This window comes from Pedobacter sp. V48 (assembly GCF_000523515.1).
Taxonomy (GTDB): Bacteria; Bacteroidota; Bacteroidia; order Sphingobacteriales; family Sphingobacteriaceae; genus Pedobacter.
Window position 1 is genome coordinate 206,813 of sequence record NZ_AWRU01000015.1, and the last position, 23,363, is coordinate 230,175.

Here is a 23,363-nt window from a genome sequence, read left to right on the forward strand (position 1 = left end):
AAGTGGATTCCTTTGTGGTAAATATGTCCGTTTGACTATCGTACCCAACAATATTATCTCCAGCATACCGATAAAATCGCTTTTGTGCCACAGTTCCAGATTCATTTACGTGAACTTCTGTAATCTTATCTCCTGTATAAATATTCCCGAGAATGTTCCCTCCTTTTAATTCCCCATCGGTATAAAATTTCCTGACTATTTGTTTTGGTTTTCCATCAGCATACGAAAATTCCGCAAGATTCCTCTTATTAGCGAACTTTGTATCTATGCTAMWWAGMTCRKMASMRYGNTMGKTATAGGTCGTAAATTCTTTTCCGCCCCAACTAATTGTACTTATCCTCTTTTTTTCATCATAAGTATAGATCGTAAATTTTGTGGTTGGCGTTGGAAATCCACTTACCTCTATTATTTTGGACAATAACTTAACAGGAGTTTGCTCAGGCTCATCAGATCCTGATTTTTTTTTACATGTTACCAGTAATAGAGATACAGCAACAATTAGGAGCGTTAATTGCTTTTTCATTCATTAAATATTTGGTTATCATAAATATACAAAAAAAACTACTTTTTCAWWWGCTYWWWMTAAAACACTCCTTTCTTGTTTCCGATAACAATATCTACGCGTTTGTCCTTATTCATATCTTGAGTTACTACTTGCAGGCCTATCCCGGAATTGTCGTCAATCTGATGCGCAATCCAGGAAGGAATTTTTCCCGGCTTATATTCAAACCAATAAATCACTGCCGGCTCTTCTTCACCCGGATCGTGTCCATTATGTGCGTAAAAACGTTTTCCAGTTACCAGATCAGGATGCCCGTCTTTATTCACATCAACCATTGCAAGACCATGTGTTTGCGAAAAAGCTTTCGAAATCTCATGACGCTTCCAGTCCATATTTCCCTGATCATCTTTTACCTGTTCATGCCACCAGATCCCGTAATTATGGGATGAAGCGCTCACAATATCAATGTCACCATCCCCATCTAAATCCATAGCATACATTTGTGAACAGTCATCCCCGAAATTAGCAGGGTGCCATGTCCAATTGCTCTGCATACGGTCTTCAGGTGCTTCCCACCACCCGCTTTTAATAAATACATCGGACCGACCATCTTTATTGATATCGCCATAGCCCAAACCATGTGTAAATTGATGTGTGCCCCTATCTTTTACATCGCTAATGACATTAACTGTCCATGCTGTGTCGCCCTTTATAGCGGGAGCTTTTAACCAAATCACCTTGTTTCCCTTAGAATCAGCACACAATAAATCAATCCTTCCATCTCCATCAATATCTACAAAGGCGGGTGATTCATTCCCAACTGATGAATATAGTGTGTACATTTTCCAGTGTCCTTCTTTGTTCCTAGGGTTTTCATACCATACAGCAGGTTCACCCGGGAAATCAACACGAATGACATCCAACCAACCATCTTGATTTACGTCCATTGCGTAATTAAGAAATGAATTACTATAAGAATCTCTCCAGTTAAACTTTTTGGGCGCGTCAAGTTCATGTCGCTTCCAATCTGGTGCTTCAAACCAGTAAGGTCCTGCAATAATATCCATTTTGTCATCTTTGTTTATATCACCTACTGCTGATCCTTCAGTAACAAACTCATCTATTAAAATGTGCTTTTTAAACTGTATCTCTTTTACATTTTTATTTTTCACCTGCGCTGATCCCGTATTACTAAATAGTGAAATACCGGCGACTAAACATGCAATTAGTGGTCTGTTTATGTTCTTCATTTTTATCTTTTTATTATGAATAATTCCATATCTATTCTTTTACACTTAACAAATACTTAAGCAATGCATCAAAATCCTTTTTGGCAATGGTTTTACTAAATTGATCTGGCATTAGCGTATATTTAGAAGGTTTTCTTTCTTTAATTTCATTTTTAGGAACGGAAAATTCCTGCCCACCCGGGTTTGCAAAGACCAATACTTCCCCCTCTTCTCTGCGGTACAAACCGGTTAACACTTTTCCGTTAGTTAAAACAATATTATATGTTCTAAAAGCTTGTGAAATATTACGATTTGGGTCTAATACCTTTTCTGTTAAGGCCTTTTGACCCCAGTTCCCAATACCATCGAGCTGTGGACCTATCATGCCGCCATTTCCTTTTATCTGGTGGCACATGCTACAATTCTGTATGAACATTGCTTTACCAGATTCAACAGTTACAGCCATAGGATCAAATGCTAACAAACGGGATGCTATCAGCTGTTTCCGTGCTTCGCTTTCTGAAGCCTGGCCTAAGCTCATTTGATCTAATTGCTTTTGTTGTTTTGGGCTAATATTCGCAGCAAGCCCCTCTTTTACTGGCAATTCAGATAAAAGATCAAATTTTACATCGCCCTGTTTAACAGATGCCAAAAGGTAATCAATACCTTTTTCAGAGTTGACGAGTATAGTTGCGATTGCAAGCTGTAAGCTGCGTTGACTTCCCTCAAAACCTTTTTGTAATAAGGCATATCGGCTTTCAGAATTATCCTGAGCAATTACCTGAGCAATCTTTTCCTTCAATAACTGACTCTCATCTAGACTTAAAAATATCTCGGAGATTAATGCTTTATGCTTGGCAGCGTTTAAGTTCATTAAAGCCATTGCAGCTGCAGCCCGCGTCTTATAATTAGCCCGGCGCGCTTTTGTTAACATTTCCATTTCTGGTTCCAGCTCACTTACCTTGTAATCACTTACAATTTCAGCCGCCAAAGTATAGCGTGCGGCTGTTTCTGCTACGCCTTTATCGGGAATATCTAAAACAGCAGGCATTAATCCTCCAATCCCAACAGATCCGGTATTGGTACTATCAACAACTTCAATAAATGCCAGTTGCCCTTTATAAGGCTCTAAATTGAACTTAACTGATTTCATAAGTTCTTTAGCTTCCATTTTTTCATTAAATACTGCACGATAAGAGGCAATTACCTTTTTAGATTTAGCCAAGCGAATTCGAACAGCATTTTTTGAAATACCTATTTTAGATTCAGTGTTATGTACATCGTTGTCAAATACACTAAGCGCTAAAGATGAGGGCAAAACAAAATCAGGAGAAACCAATATACCAGTTGGAGGATAACCATTAATCTCACTCCAGATTACTTTAAGAGCCGGCAATTCTGCAATAATTGCATGATTTATTGTTGACCATGGATTTACCGGATCACCTGTTTGTTCCAGTGGCTTATTACTCCAGAGATGAGAAGTAGCAGGGCTATTTTTTAATGACCTTTCTGCCAGACTGATTCCCCAGCTTTTCATTGCCGGTGTTAATTTGCCTCCTCTTTGCCGTAAACCCTGCTGCATGGTATTAAACAACGCATACTGCACATCAAGATCATCAGCAAACTTTTTCTGGATAAACTCAATAGGTTGCTTCAAGTTTTCGGCATCCATATAACGACCAATATATGCTAAATTAGAAACCAGTTCCGTGTGTGATAAATTATGGTTTTGCAGATACCTCATTGCAAATAGCGCAGCTTCTTTAGACGGCACATCAGGAATAACTTTGATCAATACTTTCAACTGCTGCTCATTCCAATTCTGAGTAAGAACACTTTTCATTACTTCAGTATTCTTTAAGTTATCCCGTATAGCTAACAGAACAGTGTATTTTAAATGGCTGTCCCGTTCAGCAGCGCCAGTGTACACCGGCAGTAAAGCCTTAATCGCCGCAGCTTTTGGATATTTACCCAACACTTCTGAGGCCACACGCTGTACATGTGTATTGGTATCTTTTAACGCATTTAATGCCCTTTGCTGATATTTTAATGGAATTGTTGTTTTCTCGGCAAGTATTCTGAATGCATGTACGCTAATCACTGCATCGTTATGATTAAGCGCTTCATCTAGAACCTCATCCTGCAAAGCCTTTAAGCGAAACAAAATCCACAAGGCCTGAACATAAGACCTTGAATCGGTTTTGGGTGATTTAAGTATACTGGTTAACCGATCCACTGACTTTTCTCCATAACCTTCGACAATTTGATTGGCAATCATCATCCTTAGATTAAGTTGAGGATGGTTTAAGTTTTTAATCAGTTCAGCAAGGCTTGCTTTTGACCAATCTTTAAGCTTATTATCTTTATGCTTTTTATCGCCTTTATACGTAATTTTCCAGATCCTTCCACTTTGACGGTCTCTTAGCGGGTGATTCAGAGGCACTTCATAATGCCCAATAATACGGTTATAGAAATCAGCGATATATAAAGCGCCATCGGGCCCTGTTTTAATGTTAACTGGCCTGAACCATGGGTCGGAACTGATTAAGAAATCTTCCTGACGTTTCGCTTCCGGTGATGAGCCGGTAAAGGACATTGTATTTCTATTGATCCGGCAGGTAACCACATCTCCTGAATAAAAACTGTTTCGGTATTCTTCGGGGAATTGTTCTCCAGAATAGTATACTAAGCCAGATAGCGCTGTTGACCCAAGCTCGTAGCTCATCATTTCAGGAGCAAACCCCATAGCTGGCGACTTCTTACCAAAATGGGGATACTCAGCTCCTCTAATCAATTGATAAATTGGTTTAGAATGGCAATCAACTGAATACAAATACCCCCATTCATCGAATGTATAGCCAAATGGGTTCACACGACCATAGGAGGTTTGCTCTACCCTACTTCCATCGGGCCGAAAACGAAATGTGTTTCCTGAAACCATGGTAATAGAATCACCATCAGTACCTGCAATTGTTGAAGTATTGGTAAAACCGTGGCAAGCGTAGATCCACCCGTCGAAACCTCTTATAAAGTTATTAACCATCCCATGCGTATCCTGGTGACCAAATTCACCTAGAATTACTTTTTTTTCATCTGATTTCCAATCCCCGTTTGTATCAGTAAACTGGTAAATATTGGGAATACTAAATGCAATAGCACCTTTCTGAGATGGTATGATACCAATTGGGATATTTAGATTTTCTGCAAATGGTATAAATTTATCTGCTTTACCATCTCCATCTGAATCTTCCAGTATGGTTATTTTATCATGTCCTTTTGTCGGAGCTGCCGCCATTGGATATTCAGATGATTGTGTTACCCATAGCCGGCCTTTTTCATCAAACTCCATGTTTATTGGTTTTCCGATGTCGGGTTCAGATGCATAAAGCGTAATTTCGAATCCCGGAGGTAGTTTAAATCCTGCACGCTCCTGCTCAGGTGTCTGAAATTCGGTAGTACGGATATGCTCTGCAAACTGCTTTTGGTCGGGGTCGGTTATGCCCTTCACATTCCTCTGACTTGTCTTTTTTGACATGTTGCACCCAGAGGAAGCAAGCAGAAGACAAAGCATTAAAATGCTCTGTTTCAGTCTCATTTGTGTTTAGTTTCCTTCAAATTACAATTATATATTCACTTACCAAAGCCATAGAAACAAAAAAGCTGTCCATAATGCACGATTGTGCTTTATGGACAGCTATCTATTCAAATTATTACAGTCTGAAAGAAATTCCTAAATTGATAGAATAATCAGCAAATGCAGCATCTCCGTTTACAAATGTTGTAGCAGTTGAACGCGCTCTGTCCGTAACACTTTGAGTTCTTTTTCTGTATACTGCAGCAGGTACCGAAGCATATATATTTATCCTGCTTAGTTGATAAGTAAGGCTTGGCTCCACTGAAATTACATATCCTGGTCTGCGAAAGTCTCCACTTCCACCAATAACATCATGAATTGGAATGCCTTCAATTCGTCCACCTGCCGAAACAACTAATTTATTTAAAGCATAGTTGGCCCCTAACCTTGCCATAAATNTNNGATCKGGAACACTGCTGATTGCCTCGTTAGCCAATGCAGGACTTACCAATTCGCGATAAGTTCTTACCCCATTATTTTGGCGTGGATTACTTAAATAAAAAGCATTTGCATACAAACCAAGGTTGTTTTTTATGTTAGCAAATGAATTAATTTCAAGAGTTAAGCCTGTTCCACCATCACCCAATTGAATTGATTGATCTACAGTACGTAGTTCTGGCTTTTTACCAGGACCCACATTTTGCCAGTAATCCTGATAATCATAAACACCCGTAGCAAATTTAATCCCCAATCCTATCTGAACATTTGCTTTTGGACTGGTTGTAGGATTGAACAACCAGCGATAGGCTGCAACCCGAATGTCGCCCAATCCAAATGAATGCGTACTATGTCTTTCATCATTAAGGTTTGGTGGTGCATTGTGTTCATACTTAGAAGATCTGGCATTGGAGATAATTGGTACATCTATCATTGCAGACCAACGGCTGTTGAATACTCGAATCAGGGAAAGATCAGTAGCAAACTGATGGTTAATAACCTCATTCCCTGCCTTAATCCGCTCTTTTTGATAAACATCGCCTTTGAAATGCTTATTTGACATGAAATATCGGGTATTTATATTCAAAACCCAACTTCCGCCATCAGATGTTAGCGAACTATCAGGATGTTCTGTCATTGCACAAATCCCTCCGGTGCTTCGGATCGCTACACATCCCTGGGAAAAAACTTTAGCGGTGATTAAAACAATAGCGAGCGTGGTAAAGATTTTTTTCATAATTGATTTTTAGGTTAAAAATTTAGTTTGTTTGGTTAATTTTTAAGATTGTTTAGCTTTCAATTTCGAGATGACCAATTCTCCAACACCAAAGCCAGTAGTCATTCCATTTTCTATCGCGTCCATAAAATGGATGCCTCCCCAATACCTACTCATTGCCCCTTCTTTTGCAGCTTCTTTAAATGAGGTGAATTTTCTGGATGGCAAGCCATATTTTTCTTCCACATCATCAGTATAATGATAATTATCACCAAAATAGTGGGTGAGTATAACAGAAGACGTAGCCGAAATACTAGAATGCCCACTTAAATACTCTGGAAATGGTGGAGTTTGCAGCAGTGGCTTCCATTTGGGATCAATATAGCTCCTGATAGCAGTTTCTGGCCGTATCCTATTACTTCTAAATTTCTCGTCCCAGCAGCTAATGAAGCTATCTGTTAAACCAACAGCTACCATGGTGTATACTTCTAAAGATTTAGAGAAATTAAACTTCGACTGCTTACATGCAATTCCTGCTATCCCTATCCAGTGTGCTCCCGGAGAGATTTTTTTCATGCCGGTTAACAAATGTCCGTCACTTTTTAATGCAAAAGGGTTGCAATCCCAAAATGCAGCTATGGCTCTGTGTTCTGGTGTTAATCCCGCTCCTCCTTCCACATAGTTACCCAACATCATTTTATAAAACGCCGAATTTTTATCCTTAGAAAAAGGAACAGGGGGTACTGGTTTAAATTGAGAGCAGGAGTCTAATACAAACGGACGTATGGTATTAAAATACGGCTCAACCGGTGGAAAATAAGCTGGTGGAGTCGGGTACCAGCTGCCTTCTATATTTAGCGGTGTATAGCGGGGATAGTTACTGATCTTGTTATACTTATCTGCCTTGGCATAAGCTAATATCTGTTTACTTACTTGCTGGGCATATAATTTAGAATTCTCAATAACCTCACTAGCAAACCCTATTTTTTTACAGGAATCTAAAAATGATTGCTCATATTTTTCGAACAAACTTCCGGATGGCTGCATTTTCTTTGCCGTAGCAATCATAGCTAAAATAGCGCTCAACTGATAAGAATAAGTTCCGGGAACAGCTGGTTTTATAATTTCTGGATAGCCGTTCAATATCCCCTTCATTGAAATACAATTAGAGTCATTTTGTACAACCACCTCATATCCCGAAAGACTTGCATAAGTAAAAAATCGGGCAGCAAGCGGAGGATTTGTTACATCGTGGATCATAAGTGAAGTCATTTCATCCAGGACTTTAGCAATATCCCCATTACTAAGTTCCGGCGACTTACCTTTGTTGCGGCATGCGGCAAAGCATATTACACACAAACTAAAAAACAATAGTTTTCTCATATAAATAATAGTAGTTCTATTTTCCTTTTAACTGATAGGCTTTTGCACCTTGTTGATTAATGCCAAAAACAATCGTATTGTTGATTTCGATTACACTTCTAACATCTCCTTGTAACTTAAAGCCGGATATATACTGAGGTACATAGCTAAAACTACCCTTACCGTTGCCTTTTAATAGTATTCCATAATTAGCATCATATTTTCCGAAGCGAAGTCTGGTCTGATTCATATTGCCGCACAACAGCAGGTCTTTATGACCATCTGCGTCGTAATCAATTGAAGTAATGGTATAAACCGGGGCCATTTGTGCTTCAACAGGCAAATCCTTTTCATGAAAACGTCCGTCGGCTCCACTTTGAAAATAAGTAGTTTTAAGGCAGTTGGCCTTTAAATATTTGGCTCCCTTCAATTCATCTGCTGTGAATACATCTTTCAATGTCGCATCAGCATAGCTTGCATAATTTGAGAACCGTGGCCTCATTATACTCATCTGATCTAATAATTCATCCCTGGTTATATAAGGGAAGCTTTTCCCCATCAGATAAAAGCATAAAATAGGATCAATGGCACCATTATCATCAAAGTCTTTATAATACATTTCCGCAGGTTCTTTATCGCTGACTTTACATTGGCTATTTAACCCAAGATTTCCAGCAATTAAATCTGTTTTGCCATCTCCGTTAAAATCACCAACCTGAAGTTTATTCCACCAGCCACTGTATTCTTTATCAAAATAGCTTTTGGTTTTATTTACTAATTTTCCGCTTGTATTAATGAATGCATTAACCGGCATCCACTCTCCTATAGTAACTAAGTCGGGTTTTTTATCTCCGTTTAAATCTATCCACGCCGCATCAGTAATCATCCCTGCTTGATTTAATTCAGGACAAATACGACTTAACTGGTCGGTAAAATGACCTTTACCATCGTTTATTAAAAGATAACTCTTAGGTGATTCTGGATAAAGCCCCGGGATCACCCGGCCTCCAACAAAAACATCTAAATGTCCATCTCCATTAAAGTCTGCAGCACGCGCGCAACTTTTACTCACATGCATTTCAGGAAGCGTACCGGTTGATTTTACAAGATTCCCCTTTCCATCATTAATATATAAACGATCCTGCAGTAAAGGGTCGGCAGCGTTAAAACTATGATATCCACCGCTTACAACATACAGATCGGTAAAACCATCGCCGTTAGCATCAAAGAAAACTGCATCTGCATCTTCACTATCCTTGTCACTTTCAAAAGCCTTTTGATTTTTAATAAACCTGCCATTTTTCTGTTGGATATATAATACACCAGGTTGATTCTTATTTCCTCCAACATAAATATCCTCCAAGCCATCTTTATTTACATCGCCTTTTGCCATGCAAGGACCAAAAAAAGATTGTGGATTGGTCATTAATGGTTGACGCTTAAAGTCGTTGATACCATTCTTACTTTTGGCAAAGTCTATTGGCGATACCACTTCTTTAAACAATGTAGGTTTAATACCCGGCGGAATGTAATTTTCTAACGCGTCCTTTTCATTTAACAGCAATAACTGATCAGCTTTAACTTTGGTTAAAACCTGCTTTTTACCACTTTGCCAGACTACTAATATTGAGTCAATTGTGTTTTTCTTGCCCAATCCAAAATGCATGATTGGCGAAACGCTTGATAAATAACCCCTTGAAGGCATTTGTTCTAAAGATTGAAGCTTAGCATCTGAATAGATGGTAACTTTAGCTCCTATTCCCTTTGTATTTTGTTTTATTCCGGCCAGTTTTATTTTCAGATAGTGAGTGGTCGAATCTCCCTGATTCTGATAAATAAAGGCCGGTTTATTTATATTATTAACGATCAGATCCAGATCCCCGTCGTTATCAAGGTCAGCATATGCTGCCCCGTTACTATTTGATGGGATATCTATCCCCCAGTCAAAAGACTTATTTGCAAAATCAAAACCACCTTTATTTTTATAGATATAGTTCTTTACATCAGAAGATGGCAAATTGCTCAACATATCTAAAATATGCCGGGGTTCAACATTACCATTTATGCTATTGAAATAATTGGCATTATACTTTACCACATCCATATTGGTAAAGTCATGAAGATAACCATTGGTTACAAAAAGATCCTTCCAGCCATCATTATCAAAGTCAGCAAACAAAGGTGCCCAGCTCCAGTCAGTATTAGAAACACCTGCCAACTGACCTACTTCACTAAATGTACCATTACCATTATTTATATGAAGCATATTACGCATATATTGGTAATACAAACCATTACGCAAATTCAAGTCAAAAAACTCATAGTTATCAAATCCTTGAAGCAATTTTTGGCGATGATTATCTTCAGGAATCATATCAAGCGTATAAATATCCATTAACCCATCATTATTTATATCTACAACATTGTTTCCCATTGAATACATAGAAATATGACGAAGATTTGAGGTTAATTGATCAGTAAATGTCCCATCTCTATTGTTGAGGTATAATCGATCTTGAATTGAATAGTCGTTTGAAACATATATGTCTGGCCACCCATCTCCATTAACATCCGAGGTAGCCGCAGCCAATCCGTAAGACAATACTGAACTATGCAAACCCGCTTTAAGGGTAACATCTTTAAAATGTCCTCCTTCGTTTCTAAATAATTTGGTTCCAGACATATTATCTGGAGTTTTTTGAAGTTCCTGAATAGTAATATCATCAAGCTCGGTAAGTACCCTAATGTTCTCGTTCACGAGTAACATATCCAAATCTCCATCTTTATCGTAATCAAAAAAATAGGATTGTGTACTGTAAGAAGAATCCGCAACTCCATAAATTTCGGCCTCGTCTTTAAACTGAGGAATGCCCTTTTCTGTCAGCCCTTTATTAATAAACAGTTGATTTTTTCTGTTCTCGCCAGGATATTTACCCGAATAGCATATATAGACGTCCAACAGGCCGTCACCATTAACATCAGCCATATTGATTCCATTTTTCCATCCCTCTATTCTCCCGGTAACACCTGCAATAGCTGTCACATCCTCAAACTTCATATTACCCTTATTCAGGTAAAGCTTATTCGATGTCATGTTACCGGAAAAATATACATCCTCCAGCCCATCATTATTTAAATCTCCTATAGAAACACCTGAGCCATTATAGAAAGCCGGGTAGTTAAAAACATTTCGCTCAAAGGTTTCCTTGATATTATTTGCAAAAAGAACATTGGTTTGTGCAGAATCCAACAGTTTAAACAAGGGGTTTTCGGCGACTGCACTTGCTGCATCTTTTGTTGATTGCTTACAAGCCGAAAACATTAAAATAAAAATAACTGGGTAGTAAAGTCTCTTCATATTTTCGTGATCAAAGTGCACCACGAAATGTCTGAACATGCCAGAGGCACATAGAATTTTATACAATTACACATGGTTATAATTTGGTTAGTTTGGTTTTCTGCTTAACAAAGTTAACTTACACTAACAAATTCTTGTGAGCATAAAGGAAAATCGATATAGCTTTAATAAAGTTATAACTTTTATATATTACTTTGTAATAAAATTAATACTTTGTTTTAAATATCTGAAAAATAGATAATTAAAATAACGTAACATAATAATCACAATAAAAAACATCTTTTTTATCAAGAATTTAGATTAAAAGGCCCTTTAGACAAACTAGATTTTCTGTTTTAAAAAAATTAAATCAAATTCAAAAACGGCAAAAATTAACTTTTAATTAATATTCTGTTGAGTGCAATAATTCTACATCATGCCCAATATTTCAAAAACCCAAGTAAAAAGGAGCGAAATATGCCCTTAAACATATTACACACAAACGTTTGCGCAGTTTTAACTGGCCATAAAAGATCTGATTTGCCAATTTACTTCCTTACCTTTCGATTCACCAAGCTTAAAATTTATCAGGTCTGGTGAATTGTCAAAGTGAACCAAAATCTAAACCACTAAATGAAAAAACACATCCTATTTTCCTTACTATTGCTTGCAACAGTAAAATTATCTTTAGCCCAGGAAGGTATTACCAGGCCCATTCCCTCTTCAAAACCTGGCAAATATCAATTAGAACAAATAAATCGTAAATACGGAATGTTTATTCATTTCGGCATCAATACTTTCCATGATGAGGAATGGACTGACGGAACGTTACCACCAACTTCATATAATCCATCTTCAATTGATGCAGAACAATGGATTAAAACCGCTAAAGATKYCKKKMKSWWATANRWWRTANCTTWTMWCSWAWYRYYRCGANNYKGWTTTTNNNGMSWTWRRKATRSYMAGKMTANWRSCWANYGATGNTAAAYAGSKYTGSKRWYWWMRSYMATKTGNAWAGAARCNTNRWTKCWARGKSGTRYWAMMMKTRYKWTATNAGKWKTARGKTTANNWAKTNYTYWWWATSRGACWGGCATGAGAACGCAAAGACTGAGGATACATCTCAGGACAAAGCATATAATGATTTTATGGTAAATCAAATCAATGAGTTGATTGCTATAACTCAGAAAACCAAAACCAAAGTTGTAGAGTTTTGGTTTGATGGAGGCTGGGTAAAACAAAACAACAGATGGCCAGCTGCTGAAATTTATAAAGCAATAAAAGCCAAAGAACCACAATGCCAAATAGGAATTAACTGGTCTATAGGTGCACCTGGAAATCCTGATCAACACATGGTTTTGCCTGCTCAGCAAAAAGAAGGCTATCCCATCAGGTATTTCCCAAGCGACTTTAGATTAGGCGACCCATACCTCCCAGCCGCACCTGATCCAAAAATATTCTCTCACAATAATGAGAATTATTATATGCCCTGGGAATCTACTATATGCATAAGTTCAAAATGGTTCTATAACACTAAAGACACAACATATAAGTCCATAGACAAATTGGTTGAAGATTATAAAATCACTACTGCCCAAAATAACATTTTAATTTTAAACACACCTCCCAATAGAGAGGGAAAGATAAGGCAAAAAGATATTGAACTATTGATGGAACTAAAAAAGCGAATTTCTAAATAGACATTTCCCGGATAGGTTTTCCAGATCCTACTTTCAGAATACAATCACGGCTTTTACCAAACCGTTTTCAAAGGCAAGAAGGTCTGAAAACCTATCTTTTACTTCTTCAAATTTCAGTTTGTGAGTGATATAATTTAATGGCTTTATCTGCCCATTTTTTATACATGATATCACATGCTCAAAATCAATTGGCAGTGCATTTCGACTGCTTAATAACGTTGCTTCCCTTTTATGAAATTCGGGGTGACTAAAACTTATTTCCTGCTTTTGTAAGCCTATCAAAACAAAACGGGCGCCGTGGGCCATATACTGAAATGCATTATTTATAGCTTTCAAATTTCCGGTACAATCAATTACCACCGTTGGCATATCACCATTTGTTATCGTTTTTAATCGCTCAAAAACATCGTCAGATGTGGCATTTATAATATGCTTTACCCCCAACTTATCTCTGCAAAACGCTAAACGCGGCATATTAGTGTCCAAAGCAATTACCTCTGCACCTGCTATTCTGGCAAAGTCCATGGTTCCTAAACCTATAGGACCGGCACCTATAACCAGAACAAATTCTCCAGGCTTAACGTTTGCCCTCCTGATACCATGAGCGCCAATGGCGAGCGGCTCCACCAATACCAGTTCATCTTCACTCAAACCTTTACCTGCTATTAAGGCATAATCAGGAACAAGAATGTATTCACTCATTGCTCCATCTACATGCACACCGCAGACCTTCATTGTTTCACAGCAATTTGTCTTTCCGTTGCGACACGCAATACATTCACCACAATAAAAATATGGGCTTATTGTTACCTTATCTCCTATCTTAAATGAGCTTTTTGCTGAAGTCTCAGCAATTTCAGCAGCAATTTCGTGACCCAATATTCTGGGATAATTAAAAAAGGGCTGAACACCTTGATAGGCATGGTAATCTGTCCCGCAAATACCTACTGCTTTAATCTTCAACTTGGTATATCCTTCTATTAGATCTGGTGATACTTTATCTATATATTCAAACTCCCCCGGAGTATTACAAACTAATGCTTTCATCTGTTTAAAGGTATCGATATCAATTGTTCCTCCTGCATGGCTTTCCAAAAATCTTCCGGAATTTTCTTATTTACCATCATTACATTCTCTTTTATTTTCTCAGGCCGGGTTGTATTTAAGGCGACGCTGCTTACCCCCGGTATATTAAAGCCAAAATCAAAACACACCTCGGCAGGCTTAACATTAAACTTACTACACAAGGCAAAGAAATTGTTTCTCCATTGGTAAAGTGCCGCACCTTCTACAGTGTGCTTATCTACTTTTTGATAATTGTAAAAATCACTTCCTATTAAGAATCCCCCATTAAATACGGCCGAATTAATCACTTCAATATTCTTCTCCTTTAAGTCAGCAATAAATCTCACCAGATCTTCTGGATGTGACTTTACCGTTAAGCTATTGGCAATCATTACCCAATCCAATTCTACGTCGGCAGCCACACGCTCAATTACCTTCCAATTCTTAGCACCAATACCAATTGAAGTTACTAATTTCTGCTTTTTTAATTCGGTAAGTGCCCTATAAGCTTCAAGAATATCCTGGTACTTTTGCTCCTTCTCTATTTCATCTGTTGCCGCAGCTAAATATTCATCAGGATCATGAACAGAAACCATGTTTGCGGAATAAATACCCAACAAACTGTTCCCCTGATCAAAACATTTTATGATACCATCATAGCTAATTTGCTGAACTGCATCATTTCTCAAGTCAACCCAAACGTCTTTCTCAAAGGTAGGCTCCCGGGTCAGCAATTCGGTTTGATACCATCCCAGCTTATTGCATATCACAACATCATCTGGGTGTACATTTAAATCTGCCAAACTTTTCCCTAAAACTTCTAACGCCAAACCGGCTCCGTATTTACCGGCAGTATCAAACAAGACCTTTCCAAAAGAATGCTCAATACATTCCTTTATTATGCTTCGCTTAGTTTCGTAGCTAACAGACTGATACAAATTTCCTAAACTGCTTGTGCCAAAAATGATGGGTGGCAGTTGCCCACCACTTTTATTCCTTTTTTCTTTTTTTACAGATAACATCAAATAATTTTATAATTGATAGCATAAAGGAAGCGTGTTTTAAAATATAAAACATGGTGTACTTATCCATTTATTAAGCTATTTTAACATAATTACTATTATTATGCTTTTTTGAAGTATATTTTAGCTATAATAGTCACTGATGAAACCTCAACACCTTAAAATTCCGAACAGTGCAGATCATTCTTTTAGTGTAAGAAAAGACATGATTCCAAACATCAATAACAGGTGGCATTACCATACTGAAATAGAATTGATCTGCTTTCATAAGGGTACGGGCACTCAGTTTGTCGGCGACAATATTAAAAGATTTGCACCTGGAGATATTGTTTTGGTGGGAAGCGATTTACCACATTATTGGAAATATGACTCTCCCTATTTTGATGATGCCGGATCAAAAGAACCCTATTCGACTGTAATTCATTTTTACGATAACTTTATTGGCGAGCGATTTCTGCACCTTCCTGAAACCAAACCGATCAAAAACATTCTTGAAAAAGCCAAAAGAGGAATTCTAATAAAGGAAAAAAATGCCATTGATATAGCTGCATATATTGAGAAAATATATCAAAGCGATGGCATAACTAAAATAATAACGCTGCTTGAATGTTTAATGGCAATTGCAAACCTTCCTCAAATTGCCTTGCTTTCTTCGATAGGCTTTAAATACGATTATAGTGCATCTGAAAATGAGCGTATGAATAACATTTACAACTTTGCATTAAATAATTTCAAGAAAAAAATTCAGCTGGAAGAAATAGCAGCTGTTGCGGACTTAGTTCCAAATTCCTTTTGCCGTTATTTTAAGACCCGAACCGGAAAGACTTTTTCTAAATTCCTTGTAGATATAAGAATCGGCTATTCCTGCAAGTTAATTCTTGAAAACAAAATGGATATTAAGCAAATATGCTTTGAATCAGGCTTTAACAATTTTGCTTCTTTTCATAAAAGCTTTAAAATGATCACGGGGAAAACCCCAAAGCTTTATCGCCAAAGCCATATGCTAACTTAGCAATAGCTATCTCCCATGAAAACTGTTAAGCGTTGCTGTTTTCCATTTAATATATCCTAGCAAAGCACATTGGTCAGCCACAATGGTTTCTATTTTCAAAGGAACATCATTAACTATTTTCCAACGGATACTATATTTATTATTATAACCTATATAAATTACCAGATCCTCAAACAGGGGTTCAACGGATTCTAATTCTACAAGGTGTATTTCCTTCAACTCGGTTGCCAAACGACGTAATCTTTCATTCATAACTTTGGCAAGTGGTGCTGCAGGAATAGATTCTGGTTCTATAATTGGAAGTACGGTAACGGTCATAACAATAATTGAAATACTACAAATATTAGCAAATATAGAAATATTAACATTGGTATCTACATTTAAGTGTTCTGTTGATGTAATTTTTAGAAATTATTAATGAAAATAATTAAATTAAGCGGATGAAAAGAGCCTATCTATGCATACTGGTAAGTGGATTAACCCTCAACGCCATAGCCCAAAACAACCAAATAAACACAACAACTGAGTTAAATAAACTACGTTTAATACAAGACCTGCCTAAATACTGGGAGGACACTAAAGTAAGGCAGTTCTCTTCCTACGATACAACAGGGAACAATGATGATGGGTTTAGTGGTAAATATTCGTTTATACGCAAAAATGCCGACAGCTCATTAGTAATATTTGAAGCTAAAGGAAACGGAGTGATCAACAGGATCTGGACGCCAACACCGAATAATGATATGCTTGATTTTTATTTCGGAGGAGCAACAAAACCTAGCTTTTCAATTCGTTTTTCAGATCTCTTCTCAGGCAAAGTATTTCCTTTTATTTCGCCACTTACAGGCAATGAGCTTGGCGGCTATTTTTGTTATTTCCCAATTTCATTTAAGAATGGTTGCAAAATCGTTTCAAGAGGTAAAAAAATGGAATTCTATCAAATTCAATATAGAAGTTACCCTAAGAATTACCAGATCAGGAATTTCAGTTCTGCGCTTAATGAACAGGAAAAACTAGCGTTAACTACGCTTGGTGATGATTGGAACAAAGTGGCCAAGCTAAATAGCAAACCGATCCATACTGAAAGTATATTAACCCCCTCCAAATCAGTAACCATTGCAGATATAAATGAAGGAGGAAGAATAACCGGGATTAAAATACATCATGCTGATTCCTTCAGGGGCCTAGATAAAAACGTTTTAATTAAGATGAGCTGGGACGATGAACAACCGGCAGTATTTATGCCTGTGGCAGATTTTTTCGGCTATGCATTTGGCAAAGAGTCTATGCAAAGTTTGCTACTGGGCTCGGCAGACAATACCAATTACTGCTACTTTCCTATGCCATTTGCCAAAAAGGCAAAAATAGAACTTTTACAACTTCAGGGCACCCAGGGCACAACATCTACACCCATAAGAATAGAGGCGGATGTGTATGTTGAGCAAACAAAATATGAACCCTTAAAAGAAGGTAAATTCTATGCCTTTTGGAATCCAGATAAAAATACGAAACCAGAAACCCCTCATTTATTCTTAGAGGGTAAAGGTAAAGGGCATTATGTTGGAACAATTCTACAAGCTCAAGGTCTCCATCCTGGAATGACATTGTTCTTTGAGGGTGATGACGTAACGACTATAGACGGCGAGATGAGGATGCATGGAACGGGCTCGGAAGATTATTTTAACGGTGGGTGGTACGCTTTACTTGACCGTTGGGACCGAAAAATGAGTCTGCCTCTTCATGGCTCTCTTGATTATTCTTTGCCATATGCAAGAACCGGAGGATACAGGTTATTTATATCGGACAAAATGCCATTTGAAAAAGAAATAAAACACACCATTGAACATGGGCCCGAAAACAACAATAAACCTGGAGATTACACCTCTGTTGCGTTTTATTATGCCGACAAATCAATCAATAGCAATCTTGTTTTACCAAACCAGGAGCTAACCCAGGTGAATATACCCGATACCCTGATGGTTTATCCTCAATTAATGCAATACACGATTGGTGGTGCTGTAAAAATAGATGGGAACATTTTGCATTCCACTGGTGGCGGACAAGTAAAGATAGATCTTAGTGAGCTGCCTAAAGGTCATTACAAATTGTATGCTGATATGGAAAAATCTGATGATGGTGCTGAAATTACTATATGGCAAAGGCAAAAACTGGTGAGTGAGCCTATTTCTTTTTATACTGAAAAGCGTAAATCTTATCCAAATTCGTATCTCTGTGATATCGATCTGGATGATTTTAAAAATGCTATAACACTACATTTTAAGCGTGACGATAAAAAATCTATTGTCAACATACATAGATTAATATTAATTCATCAAAAAAACTAGCCGATAAACTTAAGAAGCCCTTGATCTGCTGCAATTTTTATTAATGAAGCCACATTCTTGACTTCAAACTTTTGCAGCAGATTTCTTCTATGGGTCTCTATAGTTAACGGGCTCACAAAAAGATGCTTTGCCATTAATGCCGTCGTTTTTCCTTCAGCTATTAGCTGTAACACTTCTTTTTCTCTTTTGGTAAGTTGGGGTATTCCTTTCAGATCATTAGCAGATGGACGGGCAAGAATCTCTTTTACCGCCTTACTAAAAGCCACCTCTCCATTAAGGGCATCATAAATACAACTGGTTAATTCTTGTACCGAAACATTTTTAAGTAAATAGCCACTTGCTCCATTTTGGAGCATTTGCATTACTATACTTCTTTCACTGTGATTACTCAAAGCCAGCACACATATATTAGGAGATATACTTTTTATTTCTTTGCATAAGTCCATCCCATTACCGTCGGGAAGCATTACGTCAAGTAGCACGATATCAACTTCGTTGTTCTTTAAGAATTCAATAAAATCACTTCCTGATGTAAAACAGCCAGTTACATTGATTTCACTATTATTCGTAAGTATCATTTGCAAGCCCTGGACAACAATAGGATGATCATCAACAATGGCAAGGGTAATTTTTCGATTCATTTCGCTTAAAAATAGATATCATTTCGCAACTCAATCTATAAGCAAAAAAAATACCAGAAAACCAGTAGAAGAAAAACCATGTTTAACGTGATTGCTTGCGTTGAAAACATAAAATATTTTTGCAGTGGAAAATTTAAATCTAATACCTATGAACATTTTATCATTAAAAAAATCGACGCTTAAGATCGTGACCATGCTAGTAGCGGTGGTTATGTTCACATCATGTGGAAAAGACAAGGACGGCCCTGATCAGTCAAGCAGCTATCCAAAAGAAGTATCAATCGAGTACAGGGTAACAACCACTTCTGGATTAGCAAAAATAAACGTTTCTTACACCAATGAAACCGGTGGTCACACCGTATTGTCAGACTCAACCATTCCTTTTACAAAAAAGTTTAAAAGAACTGTTAATATGGGAGATGGTGCTAATATTGGAGTAACATCTTATACAGCCGGTACAGTTAAGGTTGAAATATTGGTAGATGACAAGGTGGTTAAATCAGAGGTATTTTCTGGTAATGAAATCATTTCGGGCAGTGTAACCTTTCCGTTTATTTAAGCAGGAACTATTCCTAAAAAACGCTCTGTATATCCATCGCATAAAATATCATGCGATGGTTTTTTATTTTATATGGCCTGAATTTAGTTCTATATTAACCACAGTACCCTCGTCAATTATAGATTCGATATTCATCTTTCCTTTCAGTAGTGCAATCCTATTTCTAATATTCATTAATCCCATGCTTTTTGTTTTGCCTGCAATTGCCGGATCAAAGCCGTTACCATTATCTTCTATAGTGATATAAAAAGAATCATCGTTCTGACTGCATTGCACTATAATATTACTCGCTTTTGCATGGCGAATCGCATTGGATAATAACTCTTGTACTATTCGATATATGGTAAGCTGCGTTTTAGTTGAAATCTTCTCTTTCACACTTAATGCCTGAAAGTTAATTTTAATATCGTTGGTCATTACTGACTCACACAAATCTTTCAATGCTGTTTCCAGGCCAAACTTCAATAGGGTTTCCGGCATCATATTTCTGGCGATGTGCCTTAGTTCTTTCACGGAGTTATCAAGCTGACCAATGATTCTATCTAATTCAACATTATTGATCTTACCTCCCTGATTCTCTGCCCAACCTGAAAGATTAATTTTTACACCGGCAAGCATTCCCCCTAAACCATCGTGCAAATCCCTTGCTACTCTCGTTCGCTCTCTTTCCTCCCCTTCCAGCATTGCGTTGGTTGATATTAGCTTTGCCTTATTTCTATAGTAGTACAAAATAAATATTGCAATCGCGATCAGGAATATAACCGCACTACCAAGTAGCCAATTAGCAAGCCTGTTGTTTTTTGCCGACAAAGCAGCCTTTTGATTTTCGGCTTCGAGTTGAGTAATCATCTTTTGATTTTCGGCATTTCTGAATTTAACCTCGAGGGCATTAATGTTCTCCTTTAGTTTACTATCATTCAGACTGTCACTTATTTTGCTATAAGCAGTAGACCATTTATAAGCCTCTTCCATTAATCCCATGCGCGCATTGGTTTTAGCTAACTGATCGTAAATAGCTTTCCTACTGTTCACATCCGCCATAAGCGGGCCTTCCTTCAATAGTCCTAATAAAACGTCTTTAGCTTTTTTAAATTCCTTTAATCTGACAAATACTTCGTACTTCCTAAAAACGAGCATCTGCCAAAGCATTGTCTGGTTGAATTCTTTTGCTAGTGGTATACCTTTGTCAAGGCTCATCAACGCCTTATCAAACTGATCTGTTAAGGTTAGGTAAATTGCTTCATTATAATAATAATTTGGATAGTTAATGGAGTTGGGATATCCCTTTAACATTTTACCGGCCTTATCAAGTACATTTTTTGCTTCGGTTTTTTTTTCCTGATAACAGTAATTGCTGGTAGCAGCTAAATAAGCGTGCAGTAAAATTGAAGAATTTGGATATTTACCTTCCAATAAGCTTATTGCTTTATTGTTATAAATCTCTGCTTTACTAAACTGACCATTATACATTAATAATGTACCTAGTTGCGAATAATAATGAGCGGTTTTTTCAGCATCGCCTGCTTTTTCAGACAAGGGTATTGCCTTGTTAATTGCAATATCAATTACAAAAGCATCCCCTTTCTCTGTCTTCTTCATTATGGCATAATTGTACCATGCTGCAGATCTGAATTTGTAAACCTCTTTATCTTTAAAAGCAACTAATCCCTTCTCTGCATTCATAAAAGCTTCCGCGGCCTTAGAAGTATTACGTGTAAAATAATATTGACCTTCATAAAATGGATAAAGCGCTTTAACCAATGGGTATTTACTTCCCATTGCCTTTCCTTTTATTAAATATTCTTTACTCTTAACAGTATCTTTTGATCGCCAGTAATCCGACAACAAATAACTGGTTCGTGCTTTAATACTATCGGATTGTTTGGATTGCAAAATGGATTGCAAGCTGTCGGTATATGACTTTTCATTGATTGGTAGAATCTGTTGAGCATTCGCCTCAAAAGAATTGTTCATTATTATACCAAAAACAAGTAAAATCCAATTCTTATTTGTTTTTTGCATTTCTACAAATATTTTAAATTTTTAATAGGTACAAGATAAAAGTAAACTTAAAAATCTTTTGTTTCTTTCTTCATATAAATCCCAATCTGTCTTTCAACATCATGCTGGCTACTGCTCAAAGATTCAATAATCCTTTGCTGCTCAGCGTTTGTTTTATTTTGACTTAACTTCTTACTGGCCTCAAACGAAGAGACTTCAATTTCGAAAGCCACAATTCCATTTAGCATTTTCAACTTATACGCTTCAGGCAGCTTATTCCATTGGGTCATATAATCAGCTTCAAAAGCACTTATTGATTTTTCCATAACTTCCAGCATTTGGGCAGTTCCACTCATAATAACCGCTTTACCATAGGCGTGGACGGCTATGTAATTCCAGGTGGGTACATTTAACTCTTTATCATAAAGCTTTGGTGAGATGTAAGCATGTGGCTCAGAAAATATGACCAGCACTTCATTATTTAATAATTCTTTCCATTGCGGATTTGCCTTAGCAAAATGAGCGATAAGAATGGTCTTATTACCTCTTTTTTCTATCACAAAAGGCAAATGACTTGCATTAGGACGACCGTTGTCCGAAGTTACAACAGTTGCAAAGCTATATTGAGTAATAAATTCAATAATCTCGTTCTCATCTGTCGCCAGATTTTGCTTAGATATATACATACGGTAGTGATMWRTRNTAAATKKKMKMMMATTTAYNCATTNNTYACTACNCGKWYRTATNTATYTMRGCAMAWTYYRKYRWCWKRTNASAWYWKMTNAASAYMCAAACCAAATGAACATGAAAATTAAACGTCTTAGTATCCTTGCCCTGCTCCTCTCCGTTTCATCCTCTTATCTAGTTGCACAAGACCTGACTTCACATCCAAGCAATCTGTTTGCAGCAGACGATGCTAACCTTATATCATCTGATTTTAGTTTTACAGAGGGTTGCTCTGTAGATAAAAACGGAAATGTATTTTTCACAGATCAACCTAATGATAAAATATGGAAGTACAGTACTGATGGGAAACTTTCCATTTTTCTTGATAAAGCTGGTAGAGCCAATGGTACATACTTCGACAAAAAAGGAAACCTGATTACCTGTGCTGATGAAAAAGGTCAATTATGGTCAATAAGCCCATCAGGAAAAGTAAAGGTTATCATGAATGACCTGGATGGTAAACAACTTAACGGACCAAATGATATTTGGATTCATCCAAACGGGGATATGTATTTCACAGATCCATATTATCAACGTGATTACTGGACAAGAACTTCACCGGATCTTAAAAGTGACGATGTCTATTACCTTGCAAAAGGCAGCAAAAAGCCAAAAATAGCCGCCGATGGCCTGGTAAAACCAAATGGAATTGTTGGCACACCAGATGGCAAATATCTATATGTATCCGATATTAATGCAGGAAAGACTTACAAATATGCGATCGAAAAAAACGGTGAGCTAACCGGAAAACAATTGATCATCAATAAGGGATCTGACGGTATGACACTCGATGAAAAAGGCAATATCTATCTTACTTTAGGACAAGGTGTTTTTATATACAATCCTGCAGGAGAACTCATTGCGGAATTAAAGATAAAAGAAGGGCCAAGTAACGTGTGTTTTGCAGGGAAAGACAGAAACATATTATTCATTACTGCTCGCAAAACCATATATACTTTACCAATGAAAGTTAAAGGAGTTGAATAAGAAAATAAGAGAGGGTGGAAAATACACTGCCCCCAAAAAGTTAGACACTATTTGGGGGCATTTTTATGATTAAATACAAAAAACACAG

13 protein-coding genes and 2 pseudogenes are annotated in these 23,363 nt (G+C 37.2%); 5 read left to right on the forward strand and 10 right to left on the reverse strand.

Annotated features, from left to right (window positions below; all coding sequences use genetic code 11):
- Positions 1–561: 561 nt before the first annotated feature.
- The 4 genes and pseudogenes from N824_RS15240 to N824_RS15260 all read right to left on the reverse strand — a co-directional run bounded on the left by N824_RS15240 (position 562) and on the right by N824_RS15260 (position 11,241).
- Positions 562–1,752: pseudogene (locus N824_RS15240) on the reverse strand (FG-GAP repeat domain-containing protein).
- Between the two features lie 31 nt (positions 1,753–1,783).
- Positions 1,784–5,269 (reverse strand): PVC-type heme-binding CxxCH protein, encoded by a 3,486-nt coding sequence (locus tag N824_RS28050; protein ID WP_052334152.1) that lies wholly within the window; start codon positions 5,267–5,269, stop codon positions 1,784–1,786.
- Positions 5,270–6,584: 1,315 nt separating this feature from the next.
- A complete protein-coding gene (locus N824_RS15255; protein WP_048906009.1) occupies positions 6,585–7,904 on the reverse strand; it encodes a vanadium-dependent haloperoxidase in 1,320 nt (439 codons plus the stop codon).
- A gap of 16 nt (positions 7,905–7,920) precedes the next feature.
- Entirely contained in the window at positions 7,921–11,241 is a 3,321-nt protein-coding gene (locus tag N824_RS15260) for a VCBS repeat-containing protein (RefSeq protein WP_048906010.1), read from the reverse strand.
- Between the two features lie 959 nt (positions 11,242–12,200).
- Between N824_RS15260 and N824_RS15270 the strand changes: the two are divergent.
- Positions 12,201–12,917 (forward strand): annotated as a pseudogene (locus tag N824_RS15270) (alpha-L-fucosidase).
- 33 nt (positions 12,918–12,950) lie between these two features.
- Here N824_RS15270 and N824_RS15275 read toward each other — a convergent pair.
- Together N824_RS15275 and N824_RS15280 are read right to left on the reverse strand one after the other, a co-directional pair.
- Entirely contained in the window at positions 12,951–13,964 is a 1,014-nt protein-coding gene (locus N824_RS15275) for a zinc-binding alcohol dehydrogenase family protein (RefSeq protein ID WP_048906012.1), read from the reverse strand.
- Entirely contained in the window at positions 13,961–15,004 is a 1,044-nt protein-coding gene (locus N824_RS15280) for an aldo/keto reductase (protein WP_048906013.1), read from the reverse strand. The genes N824_RS15275 and N824_RS15280 overlap by 4 nt, the downstream gene beginning before the upstream one ends.
- A 142-nt stretch (positions 15,005–15,146) precedes the next feature.
- Between N824_RS15280 and N824_RS15285 the strand changes: the two genes are divergently transcribed.
- Positions 15,147–16,016, forward strand: a complete 870-nt coding sequence (locus tag N824_RS15285; RefSeq protein ID WP_048906014.1) for an AraC family transcriptional regulator — start codon at positions 15,147–15,149, stop codon at positions 16,014–16,016.
- A gap of 6 nt (positions 16,017–16,022) precedes the next feature.
- Here the strand turns inward: N824_RS15285 and N824_RS15290 are convergent, their stop codons facing one another.
- Positions 16,023–16,334, reverse strand: coding sequence for a hypothetical protein (locus N824_RS15290; RefSeq protein WP_048906015.1), 312 nt, complete (start codon positions 16,332–16,334; stop codon positions 16,023–16,025).
- A 122-nt stretch (positions 16,335–16,456) separates the two neighbouring features.
- Between N824_RS15290 and N824_RS15295 the strand changes: the two genes are divergently transcribed.
- A complete protein-coding gene (locus N824_RS15295) occupies positions 16,457–18,361 on the forward strand; it encodes a glycoside hydrolase family 172 protein (protein ID WP_084498349.1) in 1,905 nt (634 codons plus the stop codon).
- Here the strand turns inward: N824_RS15295 and N824_RS15300 are convergent.
- Positions 18,358–19,002 carry a response regulator transcription factor gene (locus tag N824_RS15300; RefSeq protein ID WP_048906017.1) on the reverse strand — a complete coding sequence of 215 codons (645 nt, stop codon included), beginning with the start codon at positions 19,000–19,002 and terminating at the stop codon, positions 18,358–18,360. The genes N824_RS15295 and N824_RS15300 overlap by 4 nt on opposite strands.
- A 148-nt stretch (positions 19,003–19,150) precedes the next feature.
- On the opposite strand from N824_RS15300, the gene N824_RS15305 reads away from it, so the two are divergent.
- Entirely contained in the window at positions 19,151–19,561 is a 411-nt protein-coding gene (locus tag N824_RS15305) for a hypothetical protein (RefSeq protein ID WP_152542313.1), read from the forward strand.
- Between the two features lie 63 nt (positions 19,562–19,624).
- Here N824_RS15305 and N824_RS15310 read toward each other — a convergent pair whose 3' ends face one another.
- Positions 19,625–21,583: a sensor histidine kinase gene (locus N824_RS15310; protein WP_048906019.1), complete on the reverse strand. Its 1,959-nt coding sequence runs from the start codon at positions 21,581–21,583 to the stop codon at positions 19,625–19,627.
- Between the two features lie 47 nt (positions 21,584–21,630).
- Positions 21,631–22,248 carry an FMN-binding negative transcriptional regulator gene (locus tag N824_RS15315; RefSeq protein ID WP_048906020.1) on the reverse strand — a complete coding sequence of 206 codons (618 nt, stop codon included), beginning with the start codon at positions 22,246–22,248 and terminating at the stop codon, positions 21,631–21,633.
- Between the two features lie 118 nt (positions 22,249–22,366).
- Between N824_RS15315 and N824_RS38495 the strand changes: the two genes are divergently transcribed.
- The gene (locus N824_RS38495) at positions 22,367–23,275 is read left to right on the forward strand and encodes an SMP-30/gluconolactonase/LRE family protein (RefSeq protein WP_200869889.1); all 909 of its coding nucleotides are present in this window, start codon (positions 22,367–22,369) and stop codon (positions 23,273–23,275) included.
- The last annotated feature ends 88 nt before the right edge of the window (positions 23,276–23,363 follow it).

Coding starts and splice junctions, on each gene's coding strand:
- N824_RS28050 (WP_052334152.1), bottom strand. CDS start 5,269: ATGTCAAAAAAGACAAGTCAGAGGAATGTGAAGGGCATAACCGACCCC.
- N824_RS15285 (WP_048906014.1), top strand. CDS start 15,147: ATGAAACCTCAACACCTTAAAATTCCGAACAGTGCAGATCATTCTTTT.
- N824_RS15260 (WP_048906010.1), bottom strand. CDS start 11,241: ATGAAGAGACTTTACTACCCAGTTATTTTTATTTTAATGTTTTCGGCT.
- N824_RS15295 (WP_084498349.1), top strand. CDS start 16,457: ATGAAAAGAGCCTATCTATGCATACTGGTAAGTGGATTAACCCTCAAC.
- N824_RS15300 (WP_048906017.1), bottom strand. CDS start 19,002: ATGAATCGAAAAATTACCCTTGCCATTGTTGATGATCATCCTATTGTT.
- N824_RS15315 (WP_048906020.1), bottom strand. CDS start 22,248: ATGTATATATCTAAGCAAAATCTGGCGACAGATGAGAACGAGATTATT.
- N824_RS15275 (WP_048906012.1), bottom strand. CDS start 13,964: ATGAAAGCATTAGTTTGTAATACTCCGGGGGAGTTTGAATATATAGAT.
- N824_RS15305 (WP_152542313.1), top strand. CDS start 19,151: ATGAACATTTTATCATTAAAAAAATCGACGCTTAAGATCGTGACCATG.
- N824_RS15290 (WP_048906015.1), bottom strand. CDS start 16,334: ATGACCGTTACCGTACTTCCAATTATAGAACCAGAATCTATTCCTGCA.
- N824_RS15310 (WP_048906019.1), bottom strand. CDS start 21,583: ATGCAAAAAACAAATAAGAATTGGATTTTACTTGTTTTTGGTATAATA.
- N824_RS15255 (WP_048906009.1), bottom strand. CDS start 7,904: ATGAGAAAACTATTGTTTTTTAGTTTGTGTGTAATATGCTTTGCCGCA.
- N824_RS15280 (WP_048906013.1), bottom strand. CDS start 15,004: ATGTTATCTGTAAAAAAAGAAAAAAGGAATAAAAGTGGTGGGCAACTG.
- N824_RS38495 (WP_200869889.1), top strand. CDS start 22,367: ATGAAAATTAAACGTCTTAGTATCCTTGCCCTGCTCCTCTCCGTTTCA.